Here is a 21,510-nt window from a genome sequence, read left to right as displayed (position 1 = left end):
AAGTCTTCCCTAAAAGTACAATTTATTTTTCTGTATTGTTAACGTTTCAAAGTGAAATGATTTTTAAAACGGCGTCCGTCTTCTAAAGTTACAAAAAACCAATAATCACTTGTTGGCATCGGTTTCCCGTTGTAAGTACCATCCCAACCGCGACTTGACGGTTTTATTTCGGTAATAAATTTCCCGAAACGGTTAAAAATATGAATAACGGTATTGGGCTCTTCGGTAGCAGAAACACCATAGACTTGCCAGAAATCGTTAACGCCATCTCCATTAGGTGTAAAGTAAGGCGGGAAATCTATAATGGAAAACGAAATTTCTGCGCGACCACAATTATTTTTATCGCGAACGTAAACCGTATGAATTCCAGGACTTATGTTCGAAAAATAATTAGAGTTTTGATAGCCCCCATTGGGGTTGTCTAAAGAAAATTCATAATCACCCAATCCCGATATAATAATAAGGGCATTAGTTCCTGTCGTTTCTACGGCATTTATTGTGGCTAAGCTAGAAGCGCTTACAACAACGGTTCTTATTGCCGAGCACCCGTCAGGATTTTCAGTGGTTATGGACGCGTTTTGGGTAATTGTTACAGTATAAGTTCCGGCCATATCGACAGTGATTTGTGAGCTTGTTTCTCCCGCAACAGACCATATAAAAGAATAATTACTCATTGGCAGCGGTAAATTTCCAACATCCAAAATAACAGAGGTATTGCCGTTATCGCAAAAGAATACTGCTTCAAACTCTTCAATATCGGGACGGTCTAAAAGTAGAATGTCGAGTTCATTAATGCTATAACATCCGTTTCCGTTCGCCGTATCTAATTTTACAAAAATAGTAGTATTACTAGTCGTTGTAAACGTTAAAGGATTTAAGATAGGATTCGTAGTCGTTATCGCATCGTTTTCGGTGGTGAAAAAACTAAAATTGAGATCAGGATTATTCTGAATACTTGTAGGAATAGCATTAATTAAATTAAAACTCGTAGTGCTAGAATCGTCAGGATTACAAATTACTAAAGGCGGTAAGTCTAAAACGGGAGGTTCGTTATCAATGCTTAACATCCGGTATAAAATTTGTGTTTCACCTTCAACTTCAAAAGTAATAGTAACGTTGTAATTACCTGGAGCGGTAAAAACGTGGCTAGGATTCATACTGTTTGAGAAATTATTTACGCCTGAAGCTGGGTCGCCGAAATCCCAAGAAATACTAGTAATAGTAGATGCCGTATCGATACTAAATTGTGTGGTATCTCCAAAACAAGTGTTATTAAATACATTGGTTGCAAAGAAATAGGATTGAATAAAAGGCGGTAATCCTAAAGACGAAATGTTGTTTTGTCCTAGATTAACGCTTTCAGGACTATAATTACACTCTAAGCCCAAAATATTCGGTGAATTAATAACGCCAATACTATTAGAACCTGATTTGGCAACATATATTTTTCCGTCTATGGCTTGTTGTACAGCGCCTAAAAGCCCCTCTTCTTCAATAATAATTGTATCAGAATCAATGATTTGTAGTGCACTGCCTGCGGTAAGATCATATTGGTGGATCTTCGAGAAATTATCACCATCTCTTATAATTTCGGTGACATACAGTATTCTACTATCTGGAGAAAATTCGCAACCGTAAGGCCCTAAATCGTCAGAGGTGAAATTATCAATAATTAAAGGATTTGTTAAGACTCCAGTGGTTGGATTAAAGTCGAAAATTTCTACAATACCATTAGTATAAGATTTTACAGAAGCTATTTTTTCTTTATTGGGAGACGCCTTTAAATAGCCAATACTATTGTTTAAAACACCTTGATGGAAAGACCCTATCGCACTAATTATTGGTGTTGTATTTACGCCAGTAGCACCTACTAAATAGGACACAAATTCATTACTGTTCCATTTATGACCAATTACCCAAACGCTTTCGCCATCGGCACTTTCAACGGCTGTTATTTTTTCTGTAGACGAGCTAATTAACATTACATTTTTAGTAGAGGTTATAGCGCCTAAGTCGTTATCAAGCGTCATATCAACTTCCGAAAAACGCAAGCCATCCGATCCTGCTCGCCCATCTACGGTGAAAATATAATAAATAGAAGCGCTATTTGGTTTTGGAATAATAATAGCCGATTGCGTACTAGAGGCATCTCCGGTTAATCCCGTTCCATTATTCATTACTTGATGATTCTTATTCCAAACAGTAACACCATCGGTATAAAATAATAATTCGCCCAATTTTGAAGATATGGTAGCACAGCCTTCCTCGGTGTTTAATTCTCCATTTAACTCAGGAACGGGATATCCCGTATTAAAATTCAAGCCTGCACCTTGACCGAAAAACCAAAAAGCACTTTCATTTTGAGCGCTAAGATTTGCACTGGTTAGACTCAAAATAAGAGCTAAAAAAAAGCTGTAAATAAAGTGTTTCATATTATCTTTTTAATGTAAAATGACTCTTGTAACTACGACCGTCTTCTAAAGTGATAAAAAACCAATAATCACTTGTCGGCATCGGTTTGCCATTATAAGTACCATCCCAACCCCGGCTTGACGGTTTTATTTGAGTAATAAATTTCCCGAAACGATCGAATATTTTTATATCAGATCTTGATTGAAATTGTGAGTTAATACCATAGACTTGCCACGTATCATTTACACCATCGCCATTAGGTGTAAAATAAAGCGGGAAACCAACGACCGAAATAGTTTGATCAATACTACCACAATTATTTTTTACATCTGTAACGATTACCGAATAAATGCCTGGAGACACTTGTGTAAAGGTATTACTTTCTTGGAAAGAAGTCGTTTCTCCCGCTTCATTAACTAGCGCGTAAACATAATCGCCTTCACCAGAAGTGAGCACGGTTACTGTATTATTACGAATACTATTATCTGTAATCTCTACGGCATTTATAGTTGCAATGTTTGAGGGTTCTATTTCAATTGTTCGTGTTTTCGAGCAGTTTGTGTTCGGGTTAGTAACGGTTACCGTGTAGGTTCCTATTTCATTTATATCAATGTTTTGAGTGGTTTCGCCTGTAGACCATTCATATAAAAAGTTATTTGGGTTGGCATTTATAACGCCGCCATTTATGGTTACTGTTTCAGGGAAATCGTTAAGACAATACAATAACGATTCATTGTTCGCTAATTGTGGTAATGGGGTTATAGTTAATAACACGTCACTAATTCCATAACATGCATTATCATTTTCTACGCGTACATAAATGGTTTGTGAGTAGGGTACGGTGTTTTCGTAACTAGAATTTGAGGCGCCCGTTTCAATAATAGGATTAACTTCTAATAAAGCATCCGTATAACTTTCGTAATAATTTATAGTTAAATCTTGAGGTAGTCCAGTTAGAATAGCATCTGTAAACGTGCTGAGGTCGAATATGTGGATACCGTCTTCCGAATCTAAAGTGTCGCACACTGGGTCGGCAACATAATCACTAATTTGTGTCGTACTAACTTCAATTGTTAAGGTAGTGAAATTAACACAGTCTGTTTCTGTGTTTGATGCGCGCACAAAAAGTGTTTGCGGATTTTCAATATTATTATAGGCATCAGCACTTAAAGGATTTGCATTGTTTTGCGCATTATCGCTGGTTAAAAAATACGAAACTGCAATAGTGTCTGTTTGGTTGTTTAGAATTGTATTATCCGCTTCAGTTAAATTAAAAGTGGTAATTCCATCGTTTATGCCATCTTCATCACACTGAAATAAGCTACTCGCTACAACATCGGGAATTGGGTTTATATTCAGCACAAATGAACCCGTTACAAAGCACACTATATTATTTATATTTTCAACTCGAACAAAAATAGTTTCTGTAAATGCTGTTTGGTTTGTGTAATTATTAGCTAATGCGTTTGTATTGTTGACGGCATCTGTTTGTGAGCTGTGGTAAGACACTGTATAATCGGAAGTATTTTGATCGCTTAAAATAGTAGCATTAAAATTACTTAGGTCGGTTTCAGAAAAGCCGTCTGTAGGGTTAGCATCGGTATCACAATTATTAAAATCGACTAAACTTGAGAGCGTTGGGGTAGTTGTCATTGTTATAGTAACCGCTGTCGTTTGGTAACACTTAGGGTTTTCATTATTTTCTACTCGAGCGACTAAAGTTTCAATTGGTGTTATTACGGTGTAGTCACCTAGAAGTTCATTCTCATTGGCATCAGCATCAATTTGCGTGTTAAAATATTTTACACTGAAGGCTGTTGGATCTTGTGTTAATAGAATCTCCGGATTTAAAAGGGTTAAATTGAAAGCTTCAGAATTATCATTATCGACATCACAAATTGAAATGGTGTTGGGTGGATTAGCAGTGGGAATACCGTAGTAAGTTACAATTGCAAGACCTTCCAACGTATTACAGTTTCCGTTTTGTAAGTCGATAACCACTTCGTAGGTGCCGTTGTCGGTAATCTCTAATTCGTAAGGTGTAGCGGGGTTTGTTGGCGGAATGGCATTACCATCTTTAGTCCAGCTGTACGTTGCACCTGGCACATTGTCGGCTGTTAATATGTAAGTGTCTCCATCGCATAATGGTAGACTTACAGTATTAACATTATTTTGAATAATATCGATAGTCTGACTAAAAAAAGAGGTGATAAATGGAGGTAAACCTTGGCGGGCATTTCTACCATTTAAACTTACGGCATTGTGTAAGTAATTACTATCTACTCCTAAAATGTTTGGCGCGTCTATGACGCCTAAAAAAGGAAGCCCGACGTCGTAGGTAGAGCTTAAAGCACGATAAATTTTTCCATCTGGACCTAATTGTAAACCACCGCGATACAGTGTGCGATCGTCAAGAACGACTTGGCTTGCAGAAATATTATTAATTGCTAAATTGTATTGAATAAGAGATGATTTGTGATTACTGGGAATGTTGTTTTCCGATGGACTTTGAAAAAAATCGTTAGAAGAGGTTACGTACAGTAATTGACTATTTGGGGAAAATTCTACACCATACGGTTTGTTACTATTTTGAGTATTTATTTGAAGGTTCTGACGGTTAGAGACAAGTCCCGATTGTTTATCAAAATCAGCAATAAATAAACCGTCTTTAACATTTGCGCAAGCTAATCGGTTGCCGTCTGGCGAGAACTTTAAACTGCCACGCGCATCATTTACGTTAACGTTCAAACTAGAGGTAATCGCTGTACTATTTACGCCTGTATTGGAGACTTCGTAAGCGTGAAAGGTATTCATTCCCGTTGTGTTATACCCGCTACTGCTAGAGAAGGCGATAACCCAAATATTTCCGGTAACACAATCTTTTAAAACTGCTGAAATTTTTTCGGAACAGGCAGCTAATAAGTTTATGTTTTTATCAGTGACTGCACCATTGCCATTGTCGGCGGTCATATCAACAACAGAATAATTTAAACCTGTAAGATTTTGGTTAGAGCCCACCGTAAAAATATAGTAAATATCAGGATCACCTGGTTTAGGTACAATAATCGCCGACTGCGAACTTGAAGCATCCCCAAAAAGACCTATGCCGTTCGTCATTGTGTTGTGAGCGGCGTTGTAAACCGTTGTTCCATCTGTGTATAAAACTAAATCGCCATTACCATTAGATATGGTTGTACAGCCTTCAACGGTCGCTAACTGCCCATCACTTAAAGCGGTAATGGTACTTGTGTTTATATCAAAATTTATTCCAGCATTATCTCCAAAATACCAGTTAGACGCTTCGTTTTGTCCGTAAGTAAATACAAAACTCAACAAAAATAATAGTAAAAAATTTCTTTTCATTTTTATAATATAACAATACCTATCAAAGGTATCATTTTAAAAATAAAACATTAACTGTACTATTATTAAAAAGGGGCAGTTATTTAAGATGCTTGCCAATTAACAGTATTATAAATCTCTTTTTTGCAATAGTTTATAAGAAAACACAATAAAGAAGGTGGTCCAAAATAGTACAATAACGATATCGTACCAATGTACGGCATAGTCGAAATCGAATTGCTCTCCAACTTGATTAGCCATTTCTTTAACCGCTCCTAATCTTGAAAAGGGCTGTTTAATTAAATTAGACATGGATTGTAAGGGGAAGAATTGCGTAATAGTATCGGCGTATTCTGTAGTTTTATCCCATAAGTTTAAAACGATTCTTGCTAGACCTTCTACCATATACCACACAAACAAAAAGCCTAAAGCGAACGCAGAACGTTTTATTAAAATCCCCAAGAACAAACAGAAAGAAAAGAAGCCTAATAGCTTAATAAAAAAGGCGAATAAATAATCTAAATCGCTAAATACAATACTGGCTTCTGTAAAGCTAGAAAAAATATAACCCAAAATTAAAGAGATAATAAAGACGAAAATTGTAGAAATAAGCGCAAAAGCGGCAACAGTTAAAAATTTTGAAAGAATAAACTCCTTTTTACTTAAACCGTCTATTAAGTTCTGTTTTATAGTTTTATTGCTGTATTCGTTGGCCATCATACTTACAATAACTATGGCTAAAAAGAATTTTAAGGCCGCAGCAACATAGGTGTTAAAATGCCAGATAAACGGAAAATTGAAAATGCCTTGTTCTGCTAAATGAAATCTAAAAAAGCCGAAATCAAATTTTATAGCTGAGATAAGCGCAATACATGATAAAAGAATAAAATAGGCAAGGATAAGTACTTTGCTCGCTCTATTATTCCATAATTTTATAAATTCTATATTTAAAAGTCGTAACATATATGAGAGTTTTACTGAAGCCTGTTCAGAAGGTTTTTTAGTTTTAAGCGGAAGGGTTGTCGGTTAGTTTTAAGAATTGTTCTTCTAAACTTTCTTTTCTCATAATCAAATGCGAGAGGAAGATACCAGAATTAAAAAGCTGCTTATTAAATTCTGAAGCAGACAGAGGTTCTTTTAAAAAGGCAGTAACCATATCGTCTTTCTTTACTGTTTTGTTAATAGAAGGGTGGGCTTCTAAAAATGTGATAAGCTTAGCGCTGTCTTCGCTCTTAAGTTCGAAAAAACCGTGGCTAGAAATCATTTCGTCTACACGTCCAGAATATAATTTTTCACCTTTTCTAAGTACGACAACGTGTGTGCATACTTTTTCGACTTCATCTAACAAATGAGACGCTAATAGAATAGTGGTGCCGTTACTTGCAATTTGCTGTATTAAGGCTCTTATTTTATGAATGCCTTGCGGATCTAAGCCATTTGTGGGCTCGTCTAAAATTAAAATTTCGGGATCGTTAAGAAGCGCAGATGCTATGGCTAAACGTTGTTTCATTCCCAGAGAGAAGGTTTGAAACTTACTGTCTTTTCGTTCTATTAAATCGACTAACTCTAACTTTTCTAAAATTTTAGAAGTATCGATACCTTTTATCTTACAAACCAGTTCTAGATTCTTGTATGCCGTCATGTACGGGTAAAAATTTGGCCTTTCTATAATAGCACCTACTTTCTTAAGAGCGTTATGCGTGGTAACTTTACCGTCGAACCATTTAAAATCCCCACTGGTTTTATTGACTACATTTAAAGCAATACCTAAGGTGGTCGATTTCCCGCTTCCGTTAGGTCCTAAAATGCCATAGACATTACCTTTTTCAATGGTAAACGATAAGTTCTTTACGGCGGTAAGTAGTCCGTATTTTTTAGTTAGATTATTAATGGTAAGAATAGTGCTCAAGATAATTGGTTTTTGGTGCGTTAAAAATAAGACGATACTATAAGCCTTTTGTTACATCGTTTTCTAATAAAATAGATTTTATATTTTTATAAAGTACTCTTTCTAGACTTTTTATTGCTAACAATTGGCCATAAAAAAAGCTAAAATAAAAAAAACAATGTGCTCCTTTATTTTAGCTTTTCAGTCTTTTAAAGACTTTAAATATAGTGTAATGTGTTAGACTAATTCCAGTTTTCGTCGAAATTTAGATTATCGTAATCATTAACATCGAAATCGTCGTCAAATTCATCGAAAACATCGTCTTCATCTTCATCTAAGTTTTCAGCTTCAAACACTTTATCAGGTGCTTCATCTGGTACTTGCCCTTTAACGAACATTAAATTAGGGTAATCTACACCTTCAGTTTCTTCAGCAATTTCAGCTAACTCCACAAAAAACGTCCACAAACTAAAAAAGTCGTACACATAAATTAATTTTGTTTGTTCTTCGTGTATAGTATCCGAAAGGTTGGTTTCATTCATTAATCGGACGTCACTGCCACCCTCACTCATATCAAAAAGCGATATTTCTTCACCTTGGTTCCATTGCTCATCACTTAAGTAAAAGGACGCCATTTCTGTACCATCAAATCCAAACGATTGTGTAATAATATTGTGTAAATCTTCTAAAGTGTCTGTTTCACGTATTTCTAAATCGCGAAAAATATCCTCTTTCGTATCGTTATCTAAGATGACTCTAAATCTATAAATCATAATCTTTAATTAAGGTGCAAAGTTACAAAGTTTCAATTTTGTTTTTAGGTTTTGACGCCTCTAATATCAGGTAGAACTGAAAACCGAATAGAATACTTGCTAATACAATGTGAAGCGATTGACTGCCAAACGGAAAATTGAAATTAGCCATCGCAATACCCGTTATTGTTTCTAGAATTAAAAGCACAATAACCCCATTTAGTTTGTTGTGTTTTAAGTGGTGCTTTCTATTTAAATACAGTAAAAAGAAATTAACAGCAAGGACTAGAATAGAAAACGAACGGTGAATGTAAAAGGTTATAGGAGCATCGTTAAGCCACAAGGCATTTGTGCCATAACCTAGTGCTTTAATTTGCTCGTCGACAAACTGTCTTACTTGCGTTCCTAAAACTATTTGAATAAGTGTTAATACCGATGAAAACACGAGTAGCTTATAAAAGAAAGCATTGTATTTAAACGGTCTTTTATTGGTTTTGGTTATGTAGATTAAATATAAAATAAGGGCCACAATAACGAGCGCCATTACCATATGAATGGTTATTTTGTAGGGTGATAAATTAGAATCTACAACTGTTTTGCCTAGCCAAGCTTGGAAACCCATGCTAAATAGAATTAAGACTGAAAGTATGGGGATCCAACTATTTTTTCGCCAAAACCAAAAGGACATAACTGTAAAAATTAAAATAGGAATTCCAGACAATGCGCCCGACAAACGGTTGATATATTCCACCCAAGTGTGCACGGGGTTGTAAACGGCATAATCGTGTTTTGTGTACGCTTCCCAATTACTAGAGTTTAAAGCATTGCCAGAACTGAATTTGGTTTTAGCGACCAAAAGGGCTTCATCTTTAATAATAACAATGCCTTTTTTGTATTCGAAATTAGGTTTAAATTCTAATTCTGAAGCTTCGGTAGGCGGAATGTAGTATCCAAAACATTTTGGCCAATCGGGACAGCCCATTCCAGACCCCGTCATGCGCACAACAGCCCCTGCGATAATTACAACATAGACTAAAATTAATGCTGTTTTTACTAACGTTCTAAAATTTTTATGCATTTTAAATCTGTTTTAACCCCAGTTTTTCTCCTACTTTAAGCATTATATTGAAGGCTGCATCGTGTTCGTTTGGGATATCTCCTTCTATAATAGCTTCTTTAATGGCCTCTTTAATAACACCTATTTCGCGAGAAGGTTTTAAGTTGAAGGTTTTCATTATTTCTTCACCGGTAACTGGCGGCTGAAAATTACGCACTTGGTCGCGTTCTTCTACTTCAACTATTTTCTCTCTAACAATTTTAAAGTTGTTATGGTATTTATTAAATTTTTTAGGATTTTTTGTCGTGATATCGGCCTCACAAAGCGTCATTAAATCATCGACAAATTCGCCAGCATCAAAAACCAGACGTCTTACTGCGGAATCGGTAACCGTCTCCTGAGCAAGAACAATAGGTCGCGAACTCATAAATACTAGCTTTTGGACAAATTTCATTTTTTCATTAAGCGGCATTTTTAAACGCTTAAATAAATGATAGATCATTTTAGAGCCTTCAAATTCGTGTGCGTGAAATGTCCACCCTGCTTTTTTGCTAAATTTTTTCGTCGGTGCTTTTCCTATATCGTGTAATAAAGCCGCCCAGCGTAACCACAGATCGTTGGTATGTTCCGCTATATTGTCTACAACCTCCAAGGTGTGATAAAAGTTATCTTTATGGGTTTGGCCGTCAACTTCGTCAATACCCTTTAGAGCCGTAAGTTCGGGTAAGATATGTTTTAAAAGTCCGGTTTTCTCTAACAGTAAAAAGCCTTTGGAAGGTGTTTTACTTTCAATAATTTTATGAAGCTCGACAACAATGCGTTCGTTGGTAATAATTTTAATGCGTTCGCTGTTTCTTGTAATAGCTAGTAACGATTCGTGTTCAATCTCAAAATCTAATTGCGAAGCAAAACGAATAGCGCGGAGCATTCTTAAAGGGTCATCGCTATAGGTTATATCCGGGTTTAAAGGTGTTTTTATAATCTTATTGTCAAGATCTTCAATACCATTAAAAGGATCTAAAAGATCACCGAAATGAGTTTTAGAGAGGTTTAAAGCTAAAGCATTCATTGTGAAATCGCGACGATCTTGGTCGTCTTGAAGTGATCCGTTTTCAACAACCGGGTTTCTGCTGTCTTGTGTATACGATTCTTTACGGGCACCAACAAACTCGATTTCTATCTCTTGAAAACGCAACATTGCTGTACCATACGTTTTAAAAATCTGAACTTTTGGTTTATTAGGCAAATTTTTTGCAACTTGTTTTGCTAGAGCGATACCGCTGCCAATAGCAACAATATCGATGTCTTTAGCGTCGCCGCGATGTAATAAAAAATCACGAACAAAACCTCCAATGACATAACTGTCTAAATTTAATTCGGCTGCAGATTTAGATATGGTATTAAATATGGTATGCTGTAATGCTTCTTTGTAATTCATCGCTTTCTTGCCCACTTACTCGCGAATAATTTTTATAGATCCGCTAGTACTTAGTTTAAAAATACTAGACGGTTTTGTGTTTTTAGTTTCGCTCTGCGAATTTACAATATAATCCACACCTTTTAAAATGACCTCGCTTATTTCTTTAAACGATTTTGGCGTAGGATCACCAGAAATATTAGCCGATGTAGAGACTAACGGTTTACCCAATTTTCTAATTAATTTTTCGCAAAACTCGTGCTTAACTACGCGAATTGCAAGTGTGTTGTCTTCGGCAATTAAATTTTCGGCAACGCCAGCAGGATTATCGTAAATAACAGTGGTGGGTGTTACCGATAAATCTAAAATATCGTAGGCGACGTTAGGGACATTATCCACGTGTTTTTCTAACAACCCATAATTGTGTACAAGGCAAATCATCGCTTTTTTTTCGGTACGCTGCTTTAATTTATAAATTTTCTCTACCGCTTCGGCATTTGTTGCATCGCAACCAATACCCCAAACCGTATCTGTAGGGTATAAAATAATGCCACCTGACTTTAAAATTTCGTAAACTTTATATATTTCTTCTTTCATCTCTGCAAAGGTCTTGAATTTTCTATTAATACGACACGTTTCAATAGTATTAAAAGTAATTGTAATTGATATTTAAATTTTAAATTTGTCGTTTAAATAGTAAAAATAGTTGCTAATTTGTATTTATGATTAATGTAACCCAAACTTTTTTACCTCCAATAGAGGAATATACGCTCATTTTAAATAGAGCGTGGAGGAATAAATGGATTACCAATAGGGGAGAGCTTTTAATAGAATTGGAGGCTAAGTTGTCTGATGTTTTGGGAGTTGAACATTTCTTTGTCACTACAAATGGTACGTTGCCCTTACAAATAGCGATAAAAGCGTTAGGAATAACCAAGGAAATAATAACGACTCCTTTTAGTTATGTGGCAACAACTTCTAGTATTGTTTGGGAGAACTGTACACCTGTTTTTGTGGATATAGAAAAAGAAACGTTAACTATAGATTGTTCGAAAATTGAAGCAGCAATAACGAGTGACACCGAAGCTATTTTAGTTACTCACGTTTTTGGAAATCCTTGCGATATAGAAGCTATTGCAGTACTTGCTAAAAAACACAATCTTAAAGTTATATACGATGGCGCGCACTGTTTTAATGTGCAATACAAAGGACAATCAATTTTTAATTATGGCGATGTAAGTACGGTTAGTTTTCACTCCACCAAGCTATTTCATACTGGTGAAGGCGGCGCTATGTTTATGAGAGATAAAGTTTTATACGATAAAGTTCTTTATCATCACAATTTCGGACACAATGGTCGCGAAAAATTTCACGGTCTAGGTATTAATGCCAAAGCGTCAGAGCTACAAGCAGCAATGGGATTGGCTGTTTTGCCGTATATGAAAACAATTATTGAAAAGAGAAAACAGTTAGTGGAGATTTACGAAAATGTATTTAGAGGTTTGGAAGGGATTCAATTAGTGAGATTTCGAGAAGGTGCGACCCGAAACTATTCTTATATGCCGGTTATTTTTAAAGATGAAGGGACTCTTTTAAAGGTGAAGAAGGCCTTAGAAGATAAAGATATTGTACCCAGACGTTATTTTTATCCGTCTTTAAATACATTAGACTACGTGCATTCTAATAAAGAAATGCCAGTTTCAGAATCTATTTCAAAACGCATTCTGTGTTTGCCTTTGTATTATGAGCTTAAAGAAGAGGAAGTGAAATTAATACTATCAATAATTACTAATACAATTTAATAATTTTGAAACCAATTATCTATTTAATAGGCGTCGGAAATTACACAGAAGTTATAATCGAGCTTGCTGAGGATTGTGGTTATGACGTCAAGGGACTGTATCACTATAATAATGAAAGAATAGGTGAGTTAGTTTTAGGTGTTCCTATTATTGGATGCACAGAAGAGGTGTATAAAGAAGACATAAGTAATTTAAATTTTGCTGTAACTATGGGCGAAAATAAATTGCGATGTCAAATTGCGGAGAAGTTAAGATTATTAGGAGCTAACACTCCAAATTTAATCCATCCTAATGCTTTTATTAGTCCATCGGCGGTTATTGGAGAAGGATGTTTTATACATTTAAACGCTAAGATTAGTACTAATTGTACCTTAGGTAATGACTGTGTCATTGATTTTAATAGTTTAGTAGCACATCACGCGCGCTTGGATAATGGCTGTTATTTGTCTTCATTATCTATGGTTGGCTCGTATTGTAAACTAGGGAAACGTGTCCTTTTAGGGATGAATGCGTTAGTTATTCCCTTAAAATTAATATTGGGGGACGATTGTATTGTAGGAGCAAAAGCTAACGTTACAAAATCATTTCCCGATAACACTGTGCTTATTGGTAACCCTGCTAAGCCACTTATAAAAAAATAAAATGAGACCATTATTAAGTATTTGTTGTACCACGTTTAATCATGTAAAATATGTTAAAGAAACTATTGAAGGTTTCTTGACTCAACAAACTAATTTTCCTATCGAAATTATAATTCATGATGATGCATCTACAGATGGAACCGCAGATATTATTAAAGAATACGCTAGCAAGGACGATAGAATAGTGACCATTTTACAAGATGAAAACCAATATTCAAAAAAAATAAAACCGTGGAGGAACTTTGTCTTTCCAAAAGCAAAAGGTAAATATATCGCGTTATGCGAAGGGGATGATTACTGGACCGACCCCTTAAAACTACAAAAGCAAGTCGATTTTTTAGAAGCCAATAATGATTTTGCATTATGTTTTCATAATAGTAAAAAGTATTTTCAAGGAACGGATACTTTTGAGATAAATACAGCATCGGCAGAGGTACCTAATGTAACAACTTCGGTAGATTTGGCAGACTATAATTATATAGCCACTCCAACTGTTGTTATGCGCAATGATTTTAAATTGTCGCCATGGTTTGACTTGATGCCAGTTGGCGATTGGCCTTTGTTTTTTATTCAAGTTCAAGATAAAAAAATAATGAAACTTGACGATTATATGTGTGTTTATAGAATACACGATAAAGGTATATGGTCTTCAGCAAGTGAGCAGCAGCGACTGGAAATGGATATAAATACAATAAAACCGATATTAGATAATGTAGACTTACCTAAAGTGGCAAATACAGCTCTAAATAAAAAATATAAAGAAAAAGTAAGGGCATTAAAAAAGCTAAATAAAAAGCCGTTTTTCAGTTTTAAGCATTTATTTTCTAAATCTTAAACGACTTTTGTAACAGTTCTGTTTTCTGTGGCGTTTAATAATTTGGCGCGCTTTAAAACCGATCGTCTTTTTAGTCTATTTTTAATTTTTTTACTCCCATAAAAGGTTAAATAATCTAATATTTCTTCTGGACTAAAAAGTTCGACAAGTTTAAAATGATAGTGCATTTTTTCTTCACCTTCAGATAAAATTGGAGTAGAACGTGCTGTAAAGGAGTTTTTAAATGTGGCTTTAATTAATGGTGTCGCTTGTTGTTTCGTTTCAGTATCTAGTTTTTCGTAACAATGTCTTAATGTTAACATTTTTAAATAAGTAATGTACATAGATACCATATTTTTATCTGTCTTATACTCTTCGTTTTTATAATAGTTCTTGTAGAGATACTCAATTATAAAAAGATAAGATTCTAAATTTTTTATGTTGAAGTTATTGGTAATAGAAGCCGTATTTGCGACGTTATAAAAATAGGTCGCTTGATCATTAAAGATAATGCCTTTAGTATGAAATAACGTTTCGAAAAACCACAGTTCGTCCTCGTGATAAATTCCTCTTTTAAAGTTTAAATTATGGAAATCGATAAACGTTTTTTTAATTAAACGGTTCCAAGCAACACAAATAAATGGTTCTTCAATGGCCTTACTTAATAGTTTTTTAGAGTCGTTTTTAAATACTGTAAACGGTTTTGGCGTGTGCGATAAGTGATCTTTTATTGTTTTATTCTGTCCTTCTGTAATAGCGCATTTCCCATAAACGATATCTGTGTCTTCACTAGTTAATGCTAATAAATTACTAAGCGTATTATCGGGAATTAAATCATCTGAGTCTAAAAAATAAACATAGCTACCAGACGCTTTTTCTAGCCCTTTATTTCGCGCTGCCGAAAGGCCTTGGTTCTCTTGATAAAAATATTTAAATCGACTGTCTTTTGCTACCCATTCCTTACAAATGGAAGCGGTGTTATCCTGACTGCCGTCGTTTATAATAAGACATTCCCAGTTCTTATAATCTTGAGAATGGACACTTTCTAATGTTTTGGAAACAAAATCCTTAACATTATAACAAGGAACAATTATAGACACTACAGGATTGGACATAGATGAAGTTATAATTTTAAAACAGCTAAATTAAATTAATTTGAAGAATATACACTCGTAAGTCTATAAAAAAGGCGTTATCAAGAAATAAACGTAAGTTTTTTAAAATAATGACACTTTAAATCGTTTAAAACAGAATACTCTAAAAGAGGTTCTGATAAAATTGCTATTTTTGGACTATGAATACAAATATTAAGACGATAAAACCGAAACCATTAGCGTTTTTTGAGAGTAACCCTTTAACTCTTAAACGCGTTTCCCGACCCAAGGTTTCTATAATTATACCCGTTTATAATCACATAGTGTATACGTTAAATTGCTTATATTCTATTAAAGAAGATTGTGAGCAAAACGACGTTGAGGTTATCGTTATTAACGATTGTAGCACAGACGACACTTTAGAGCGTTTAGATACGGTTGACGGTATTACAGTTATTACAAATGAAGAGAATCTAGGGTTTTTAAAAAATATAAATAAAGGTATAAAAGCATCTCAGGGGGACTATGTTTTGCTATTAAATAACGACGTTATTGTAGAGCCTCATTTATTAGAAGAAATGTTAGCGGTTTTTGAAAACCGGAAAAATGTTGGGGGAGTCGGTGCTATGGGGATTCATCCTAGCGGCGTATTACTAGAAGCAGGAGCTACCATTTATTCCGATGGCGGTGTCGATAATATAGGTCGAGAGAACAGTCTAGAAAATCCTAAAAATCATTTTCTTAAAAAAGTTGATTATTGTTCTGGCTATTGCTTGCTGATAAAACGTTTCTTTCCAGATAAAACGTTAGTACAGCTCGACGAGTTCTTTTTACCTGCTTATTACGAAGAAACAGATTTGTGTATGCAGATACGTCATACTTATGGATTGGATATTTATTACCAACCCTTTGCAAAATTAATTCATTTTGAAAGTATATCCTATGGTAAAGAGGTCACTGATAAAAAACGACAACTCGTCGCTAAAAATAAAATTAACTTCTACAAAAAGTGGAAAAACGTTTTAGATAAAGCACCATACGATAAAACACGATTGAATCAGAAATACCTCAATAAGAATTATATAGGTGAGAAAGTGTTAGTACTAGAAGATGCCTTGACTCCCAAATTATTAGCGGAAATAAAAGCTAAGGATTGTACAGTCCATAAGGTTGCTATTCTTCTTAAAGACAAGGCGAATATAAAAAACATAAAAAAATGGCAACGTCACGGCGTCGAAATTGTGTATCCTTACGTATCTAAAGAGAACAAAACTATCAGTTTTTTAAAAATTATATCATTTATGGCTCCAGGTTTCGATAGAATTGAAACAAAAAGCATAATAAATAAATTTTATTTTTATTTAAAATCATTTATTGAATAATCGTGTTATTTTTGCGCGTGCTATTAAAATAATAAACAATCAAAATTCGAAGGTATTTCCATGTATAAAAATATTAAAAAACAAATCAGACTTGTGAAATTAAAAAATAAACTCTTAAAAGAGGGTGTTTTTTTTAACGAGGAGTCGCTGGTTTTTTCAAAAAAGAATGTTTTAATTATAGATGAAATTATACCAGAATTTAATAAAGATTCGGGCTCTAGAAGACTTAAGGAAATTATTTCAATTTTATTAAAAAATAATATAGGTGTTTTCTTATTGGCAGATTACAGGCAGCATCGTTATAAAAGTGATTATTTTGGAGTTTATAAAAAAATGGGCGTTAACGTATACCAACCCGCTATTTTTAAGGATGAGGTGTTAACGATTGAAGGTTTTATAAAATTAATTGCTCCAAAATTAAATTATGCGTGGTTACACAGACCGCATATTTTTGAGAAATACCAAAGCATTGTTAGAAACGCAAACCCGAAAGTGAAGTTAATTTACGATATGGTCGATTTTCATTATGTTAGATTACAGCGTGAATACGAGCTAAATAATAATGAAGATAATAAAATTGAGGCTCAGAAATATTTAAATCTAGAAACTAGTAATAGTAAAAAAGCAGATGTTACTATTGCTATTTCAGATACCGATAAAAGCTTACTTTTAAAACATTATAACAAACCAGAGCAAATAAAAGTGTTGAGTAATATTCATCAATATTTACCAAAAACGGCTAACTTTAAGCCCTTCGAAAAAAGGTGTAATTTGTTATTTATAGGTAATTTTAGACACACACCAAACCAAGATGCTATTGTGTTTTTACACGATAAAATTATGCCGATTGTTTGGAAAACGCTTCCTGAATTAAAAGTGGATATTATTGGGAGTTATGCTACCGAAGATATTAAAGCATTGCATTCAGATCAATTCAATATTATTGGTTTTGTAGACAAGGTTGAAGATTATTTTTATAATTCGAGACTATTTATAGCGCCGTTGCGCTATGGAGCCGGAATAAAAGGTAAAATAGGGCAGAGCTTAGAATACAGTTTACCGCTAATCACTACAGATATTGGAGCCGAAGGATTTAATTTTGGCAAACACCATAATACAATGGTTGCCAATACCAAAGAAGAAATTGCTGCAAAAATAATTGAAGTGTACACTAATAAAGAAAGTTGGGAGACTTTAAGTGCTTTTTCTGAACATATCCTGGAACCTTTTTCTTTAAAAAGCACTGAAGATACTGTGTTGAGTTTAATAAAATAAGCGATTTATTTTAAGTTGAAAACCTTCTCAATCCACTTCTCGATAGTGTATTTATTATAGGTTTGCTGCTTTAGTTCTTCGTAATTTTTGGCGAAAAAATCTTTACTTGGGAGTGTATTACTTTCGTCCATTACAAAAATATTGTTAGGGTTGTAAAACGAATAATTAAGCACATTTTTATTATTGGTAATCACTTTCTTTTTTAAGGCTAAAGCTTCAAAAAAACGGAAACTTAATCCTGTTTGGTTTTCGCGGACAAAATCAACAATAACTTTTGCTTTTTTATATTCTTCTATCAAGTGTTCCTGCGAAATATAGTCATCTTTAAATTCAATATATTGAGCCCCTTTTGTTTTAAGTGCCACGAGTTTTCTGTTTTTGCCTAAAATCAGACACTTAAAAGTGACGTCCATTTTTTTAAACCGTGCTGCCACATCAATCAACCTTGGCACTCTATCATCTAAGGAGCCTACATAAACGGCATCGTAAACTTCATTGGCTGTATCTATAACTTCCGTAAGATAATTGTAATTAGTAATAGGCAGAAAATTATATTGGGCAACGTCGTTGGCATCAAAAGAATAAATAGAGTCGAAAATACCGTCTAGTAAGTGTGTAATGGGATTCCTTTCCATACTGTCGTATAAATACGCAATATATTTATTCGTGCGTTTCTTTATTTGTAAATGGTGTTCTAAATCAATTACTTCTGGATTAATAACTAGTATCTGATCTTGAAAACCTAAACGGTCTAATTCGTGCACTATAAAATCCTGTCGTCTTAGTTTTTTTAAATTTTTATTCAAAAACACTTTACTAAGTGCGTTTGTAATTTTATCAAAGACCGAGGCGTGTTTGTAATTTCCAATTTTAATATGGTAACTATCTATACCCTTTTTTTTAAGCGCAATAGCGATGTGTTTATCGTAATCCCAATGATCAAAACTGATAATACATATTTTTTTAGGCATCTAGTCGGTTTTATAATTAATATCAAAAATAGTATAATGTTTAGTATATCGGCAATTGTTTGTTATTTTTGAAGCACTAAGTTAATCAATTTATGAAAAATATTATAGTTGGGTTTTTAATGTCTTACGATTACGACAAACTAAAGCAGTCTATACCAGCAGTGTATAATGAAGCGGATAAAATTTACTTGGCGATAGATCACGAATACCGTACCTGGAAAGGAACGACTTTTTCAGTCGTTCCCGAGTTTTACGAATGGTTAGAAGATATGGATGTCGATAATAAAATCGAAATTTACCGTGATGATTTTTACAGACCAGAACTTAGTACCATACAAAACGATACCCGAGAGCGCCATTTATTATCGTTAAAAATGGGCGAAGGCAATTGGTTTATTCAAGTAGATGCCGATGAGGTTTTTATCGATTTTAAGCAGTTTGTAGATACTTTAAAATCAAAGAATCATTTTTTAGAAAACCCCAAGGCAAACCCCATACAAATAGCAGGGTTTTTAATCAATATATATAAATATTTAGACGACGGATTGTTATTTGTAGATGCCCCAACAAAAGTAATGTTGGCTACAAATTACCCTAATTATAAGCGTGCGCGAAATACTAAAGAGCGTATAATTTATACTAATAATGTATTGCTGCACGAGTGTCTATCGCGTACAGAAGCCGAATTAACGTTTAAGTTAGAAAATTGGGGCCACAGTCACCAAGTAAATAAAGAGTTTTTTCCAAAATGGAAAAAGGCAAACAAAGACAATTATAAAACGCTTAAAAATCTATTTTATTTAGATCCCCATATTTGGAAGAGTTTAGACTATTTTCCGACTCAGAATGTAACTGAAATAAAATATTTAATTGAAAGCAACCCTAAATTACAGCCTTCTACATCATTTTTGCTAAAGAAAAATTTCGGACAATGGTTTAAGTTTTTAGGCCCTTTTAAAAAGAGTAAAATAGCTTTCGAATCTTATTTTTAAATTATGCGATACATTTCAAATACCTTAATAATAGCGACCTATAATTGGCCTGAAGCTCTAGAGCTTGTTTTGCTTAGTGTAAAAAATCAGACGATTTTACCAAACGAAATCATTATTGCCGACGATGGTTCTACAGTCCAAACCAAAGCCATAATCGATCGTTTCAAAAGCGAACTATCTATGCCGTTGCATCACGAATGGCAAGAGGATAATGGGTTTCGCAAAGCACAAATTTTAAATAAAGCCATTGCAAAGGCCAGTGGCGATTATATTATTCAAGTGGATGGCGATTGTATAATGCATCCTAATTTTATACAAGATCATTTAAAATTTGCGAATCCAAACACCTATTTGTTCGGTTCGCGAGTAAACATTCAAAAACCGTATTTAGGCACACTGTTTTCTAAAAAACAAGTGCAATTTAATGCTTTTTCTCAAGGTATAAAAAAACGTACGCGCGCGTTACATATCCCTATACTAAGTGCTTTGTATAAAGAAAGTGATGCTTTCTCTAATAAATTTAGAGGGTGTAACACCTCGTATTATAAATCCGATTTTATCGCTGTAAATGGATATAACGAAGATATCTCTGGCTGGGGACGTGAAGACTCAGAATTAATGTTACGCTACCATAATATAGGATTACATGCTAGAAGATTACGCTATCGCGGTATCGTGTTTCATGTTTATCACAATGAAAAATCTAGAAATAAATTGGAAATAAATGATAAAATAGAACAGCATACTATTACCGAAAAATCAACGTGGACGAATAACGGGGTAGATAAGTATTTGAAATAGACTCTTTTTATGAGTGAACGCTAAATAAACACTAAATTTACAGTCTAAATCAAACCCGTATTGAGCGAAAGATCAACTTCAAGCAACATCAGTTAGAAATTATAAAAATGCATAGAGTAATAAATCCAACATACCAAACTCATAGTGACGCCATAGATTATTTTATTTTGAATTATGAGACTGAGGGTGCGCCTTTTGGAGATCAGGAAAGAAATAGTTTGCGACTGTTTAAATTAAACAACAAAACACTAAATGCCAAGTCGTTTAAAAAACCCAATGCTATAAATAAAATTGTATATAAATATTTTAGGAAGAGTAAAGCACAACGTTCTTTTGAATATGCCAATAAGTTGAAAGAGTTAGGGATTGGCACACCAGAACCTGTGGCCTTTTATGAATTAAACAATAATTTAATTTTCGAAAAAAGTTATTATATAAGTGAACAATTAGACTGTGATATTACCTATCGAGAATTGTGTAAAAATTTAGATATACCAAATCACGAAGCAATACTTAGGGCTTTCACACATTTTACATTTCAACTACATGAAAAAGGCATTAACTTTTTAGATCATTCTCCAGGCAATACCCTAATTAAGTATAATAACGGTGATTACGAATTCTTCCTGGTAGATTTAAACCGAATGAATTTTGAAACAATGTCCTTCGAAAAGCGTATTAAAAACTTCGCAAAACTGACTATTCATAAAAGTATAATTGAAATTATGAGTGATGAATACGCTAAATTAATCACTGAAGATTATGAGAAAGTTTTTAATTTAATGTGGTACGAAACACAAGATTTTCAAGACTCTTTTCAGAGACGAAGACGACTAAAGAAAAAAATAAAGTTTTGGAAAAATAAATGAT

General features: G+C 34.0%; 18 protein-coding genes. 8 read left to right on the top strand and 10 right to left on the bottom strand.

The window, feature by feature from the left end; all coding sequences use genetic code 11:
* Positions 1 to 38: 38 nt before the first annotated feature.
* The 8 genes from ES676_RS00935 to ES676_RS00900 all read right to left on the bottom strand — a co-directional run bounded on the left by ES676_RS00935 (position 39) and on the right by ES676_RS00900 (position 11,465).
* A complete protein-coding gene (locus tag ES676_RS00935; RefSeq protein ID WP_148368156.1) occupies positions 39 to 2,432 on the bottom strand; it encodes a T9SS type B sorting domain-containing protein in 2,394 nt (797 codons plus the stop codon).
* Position 2,433: 1 nt separating this feature from the next.
* Entirely contained in the window at positions 2,434 to 5,775 is a 3,342-nt protein-coding gene (locus ES676_RS00930) for a T9SS type B sorting domain-containing protein (protein ID WP_148368155.1), read from the bottom strand.
* Between the two features lie 108 nt (positions 5,776 to 5,883).
* A complete protein-coding gene (locus ES676_RS00925) occupies positions 5,884 to 6,717 on the bottom strand; it encodes an ABC transporter permease (RefSeq protein ID WP_148368154.1) in 834 nt (277 codons plus the stop codon).
* A gap of 43 nt (positions 6,718 to 6,760) precedes the next feature.
* The gene (locus ES676_RS00920) at positions 6,761 to 7,663 is read right to left on the bottom strand and encodes an ABC transporter ATP-binding protein (RefSeq protein ID WP_148368153.1); all 903 of its coding nucleotides are present in this window, start codon (positions 7,661 to 7,663) and stop codon (positions 6,761 to 6,763) included.
* Positions 7,664 to 7,884: 221 nt separating this feature from the next.
* Positions 7,885 to 8,415, bottom strand: coding sequence for an IS1096 element passenger TnpR family protein (locus ES676_RS00915; RefSeq protein WP_148368152.1), 531 nt, complete (start codon positions 8,413 to 8,415; stop codon positions 7,885 to 7,887).
* A gap of 22 nt (positions 8,416 to 8,437) precedes the next feature.
* Entirely contained in the window at positions 8,438 to 9,472 is a 1,035-nt protein-coding gene (locus ES676_RS00910) for a COX15/CtaA family protein (protein ID WP_148368151.1), read from the bottom strand.
* A 1-nt stretch (position 9,473) separates the two neighbouring features.
* Positions 9,474 to 10,889: a CCA tRNA nucleotidyltransferase gene (locus ES676_RS00905; RefSeq protein ID WP_148368150.1), complete on the bottom strand. Its 1,416-nt coding sequence runs from the start codon at positions 10,887 to 10,889 to the stop codon at positions 9,474 to 9,476.
* Between the two features lie 15 nt (positions 10,890 to 10,904).
* Complete coding sequence (locus tag ES676_RS00900; protein WP_148368149.1) at positions 10,905 to 11,465, bottom strand: L-threonylcarbamoyladenylate synthase; 561 nt, start codon at positions 11,463 to 11,465, stop codon at positions 10,905 to 10,907.
* A gap of 125 nt (positions 11,466 to 11,590) precedes the next feature.
* Between ES676_RS00900 and ES676_RS00895 the strand changes: the two genes are divergently transcribed.
* Genes ES676_RS00895 through ES676_RS00885 form a run of 3 tightly spaced genes read left to right on the top strand, consistent with a single transcriptional unit; the run spans position 11,591 to position 14,146 of the window.
* Positions 11,591 to 12,670: a DegT/DnrJ/EryC1/StrS family aminotransferase gene (locus ES676_RS00895; RefSeq protein WP_148368148.1), complete on the top strand. Its 1,080-nt coding sequence runs from the start codon at positions 11,591 to 11,593 to the stop codon at positions 12,668 to 12,670.
* Positions 12,671 to 12,675: 5 nt separating this feature from the next.
* Positions 12,676 to 13,311 carry a NeuD/PglB/VioB family sugar acetyltransferase gene (locus ES676_RS00890; RefSeq protein WP_148368147.1) on the top strand — a complete coding sequence of 212 codons (636 nt, stop codon included), beginning with the start codon at positions 12,676 to 12,678 and terminating at the stop codon, positions 13,309 to 13,311.
* Position 13,312: 1 nt separating this feature from the next.
* Positions 13,313 to 14,146, top strand: a complete 834-nt coding sequence (locus ES676_RS00885) for a glycosyltransferase family 2 protein (RefSeq protein ID WP_148368146.1) — start codon at positions 13,313 to 13,315, stop codon at positions 14,144 to 14,146.
* Here the strand turns inward: ES676_RS00885 and ES676_RS00880 are convergent.
* The gene (locus ES676_RS00880) at positions 14,143 to 15,240 is read right to left on the bottom strand and encodes a glycosyltransferase family 2 protein (protein ID WP_148368145.1); all 1,098 of its coding nucleotides are present in this window, start codon (positions 15,238 to 15,240) and stop codon (positions 14,143 to 14,145) included. The two genes, ES676_RS00885 and ES676_RS00880, sit on opposite strands and share 4 nt — an antisense overlap.
* 179 nt (positions 15,241 to 15,419) lie before the next feature.
* On the opposite strand from ES676_RS00880, the gene ES676_RS00875 reads away from it, so the two are divergent.
* Together ES676_RS00875 and ES676_RS00870 are read left to right on the top strand one after the other, a co-directional pair.
* Positions 15,420 to 16,601 (top strand): glycosyltransferase family 2 protein, encoded by a 1,182-nt coding sequence (locus tag ES676_RS00875; protein WP_148368144.1) that lies wholly within the window; start codon positions 15,420 to 15,422, stop codon positions 16,599 to 16,601.
* 93 nt (positions 16,602 to 16,694) lie between these two features.
* A complete protein-coding gene (locus ES676_RS00870; protein ID WP_246124335.1) occupies positions 16,695 to 17,876 on the top strand; it encodes a glycosyltransferase in 1,182 nt (393 codons plus the stop codon).
* Positions 17,877 to 17,881: 5 nt separating this feature from the next.
* On the opposite strand, the gene ES676_RS00865 is transcribed toward ES676_RS00870, so the two are convergent.
* Positions 17,882 to 18,847, bottom strand: coding sequence for a CgeB family protein (locus ES676_RS00865; RefSeq protein ID WP_148368142.1), 966 nt, complete (start codon positions 18,845 to 18,847; stop codon positions 17,882 to 17,884).
* 92 nt (positions 18,848 to 18,939) lie between these two features.
* Here ES676_RS00865 and ES676_RS00860 point away from each other — a divergent pair, with 92 nt between their 5' ends.
* The 3 genes from ES676_RS00860 (at position 18,940) to ES676_RS00850 (ending at position 21,509) form a co-directional block, all read left to right on the top strand.
* Positions 18,940 to 19,839, top strand: a complete 900-nt coding sequence (locus ES676_RS00860; RefSeq protein ID WP_148368141.1) for a hypothetical protein — start codon at positions 18,940 to 18,942, stop codon at positions 19,837 to 19,839.
* Between the two features lie 3 nt (positions 19,840 to 19,842).
* Positions 19,843 to 20,640: a glycosyltransferase family 2 protein gene (locus ES676_RS00855; protein WP_317130813.1), complete on the top strand. Its 798-nt coding sequence runs from the start codon at positions 19,843 to 19,845 to the stop codon at positions 20,638 to 20,640.
* Positions 20,641 to 20,747: 107 nt separating this feature from the next.
* A complete protein-coding gene (locus ES676_RS00850; RefSeq protein WP_148368140.1) occupies positions 20,748 to 21,509 on the top strand; it encodes a lipopolysaccharide kinase InaA family protein in 762 nt (253 codons plus the stop codon).
* The last annotated feature ends 1 nt before the right edge of the window (position 21,510 follow it).

It is taken from the genome of Bizionia saleffrena, from assembly GCF_008086175.1.
GTDB classification, from domain to species: domain Bacteria; phylum Bacteroidota; class Bacteroidia; order Flavobacteriales; family Flavobacteriaceae; genus Bizionia; species Bizionia saleffrena.
The sequence above is the reverse complement of the archived record's forward strand: the minus strand, read 5'-3'. Positions and strand labels throughout refer to the sequence as shown.

Coding starts and splice junctions, on each gene's coding strand:
- ES676_RS00875 (WP_148368144.1), top strand. CDS start 15,420: ATGAATACAAATATTAAGACGATAAAACCGAAACCATTAGCGTTTTTT.
- ES676_RS00915 (WP_148368152.1), bottom strand. CDS start 8,415: ATGATTTATAGATTTAGAGTCATCTTAGATAACGATACGAAAGAGGAT.
- ES676_RS00930 (WP_148368155.1), bottom strand. CDS start 5,775: ATGAAAAGAAATTTTTTACTATTATTTTTGTTGAGTTTTGTATTTACT.
- ES676_RS00880 (WP_148368145.1), bottom strand. CDS start 15,240: ATGTCCAATCCTGTAGTGTCTATAATTGTTCCTTGTTATAATGTTAAG.
- ES676_RS00935 (WP_148368156.1), bottom strand. CDS start 2,432: ATGAAACACTTTATTTACAGCTTTTTTTTAGCTCTTATTTTGAGTCTA.
- ES676_RS00860 (WP_148368141.1), top strand. CDS start 18,940: ATGAAAAATATTATAGTTGGGTTTTTAATGTCTTACGATTACGACAAA.
- ES676_RS00900 (WP_148368149.1), bottom strand. CDS start 11,465: ATGAAAGAAGAAATATATAAAGTTTACGAAATTTTAAAGTCAGGTGGC.
- ES676_RS00855 (WP_317130813.1), top strand. CDS start 19,843: ATGCGATACATTTCAAATACCTTAATAATAGCGACCTATAATTGGCCT.
- ES676_RS00850 (WP_148368140.1), top strand. CDS start 20,748: ATGCATAGAGTAATAAATCCAACATACCAAACTCATAGTGACGCCATA.
- ES676_RS00905 (WP_148368150.1), bottom strand. CDS start 10,889: ATGAATTACAAAGAAGCATTACAGCATACCATATTTAATACCATATCT.
- ES676_RS00925 (WP_148368154.1), bottom strand. CDS start 6,717: ATGTTACGACTTTTAAATATAGAATTTATAAAATTATGGAATAATAGA.
- ES676_RS00885 (WP_148368146.1), top strand. CDS start 13,313: ATGAGACCATTATTAAGTATTTGTTGTACCACGTTTAATCATGTAAAA.
- ES676_RS00895 (WP_148368148.1), top strand. CDS start 11,591: ATGATTAATGTAACCCAAACTTTTTTACCTCCAATAGAGGAATATACG.
- ES676_RS00910 (WP_148368151.1), bottom strand. CDS start 9,472: ATGCATAAAAATTTTAGAACGTTAGTAAAAACAGCATTAATTTTAGTC.
- ES676_RS00865 (WP_148368142.1), bottom strand. CDS start 18,847: ATGCCTAAAAAAATATGTATTATCAGTTTTGATCATTGGGATTACGAT.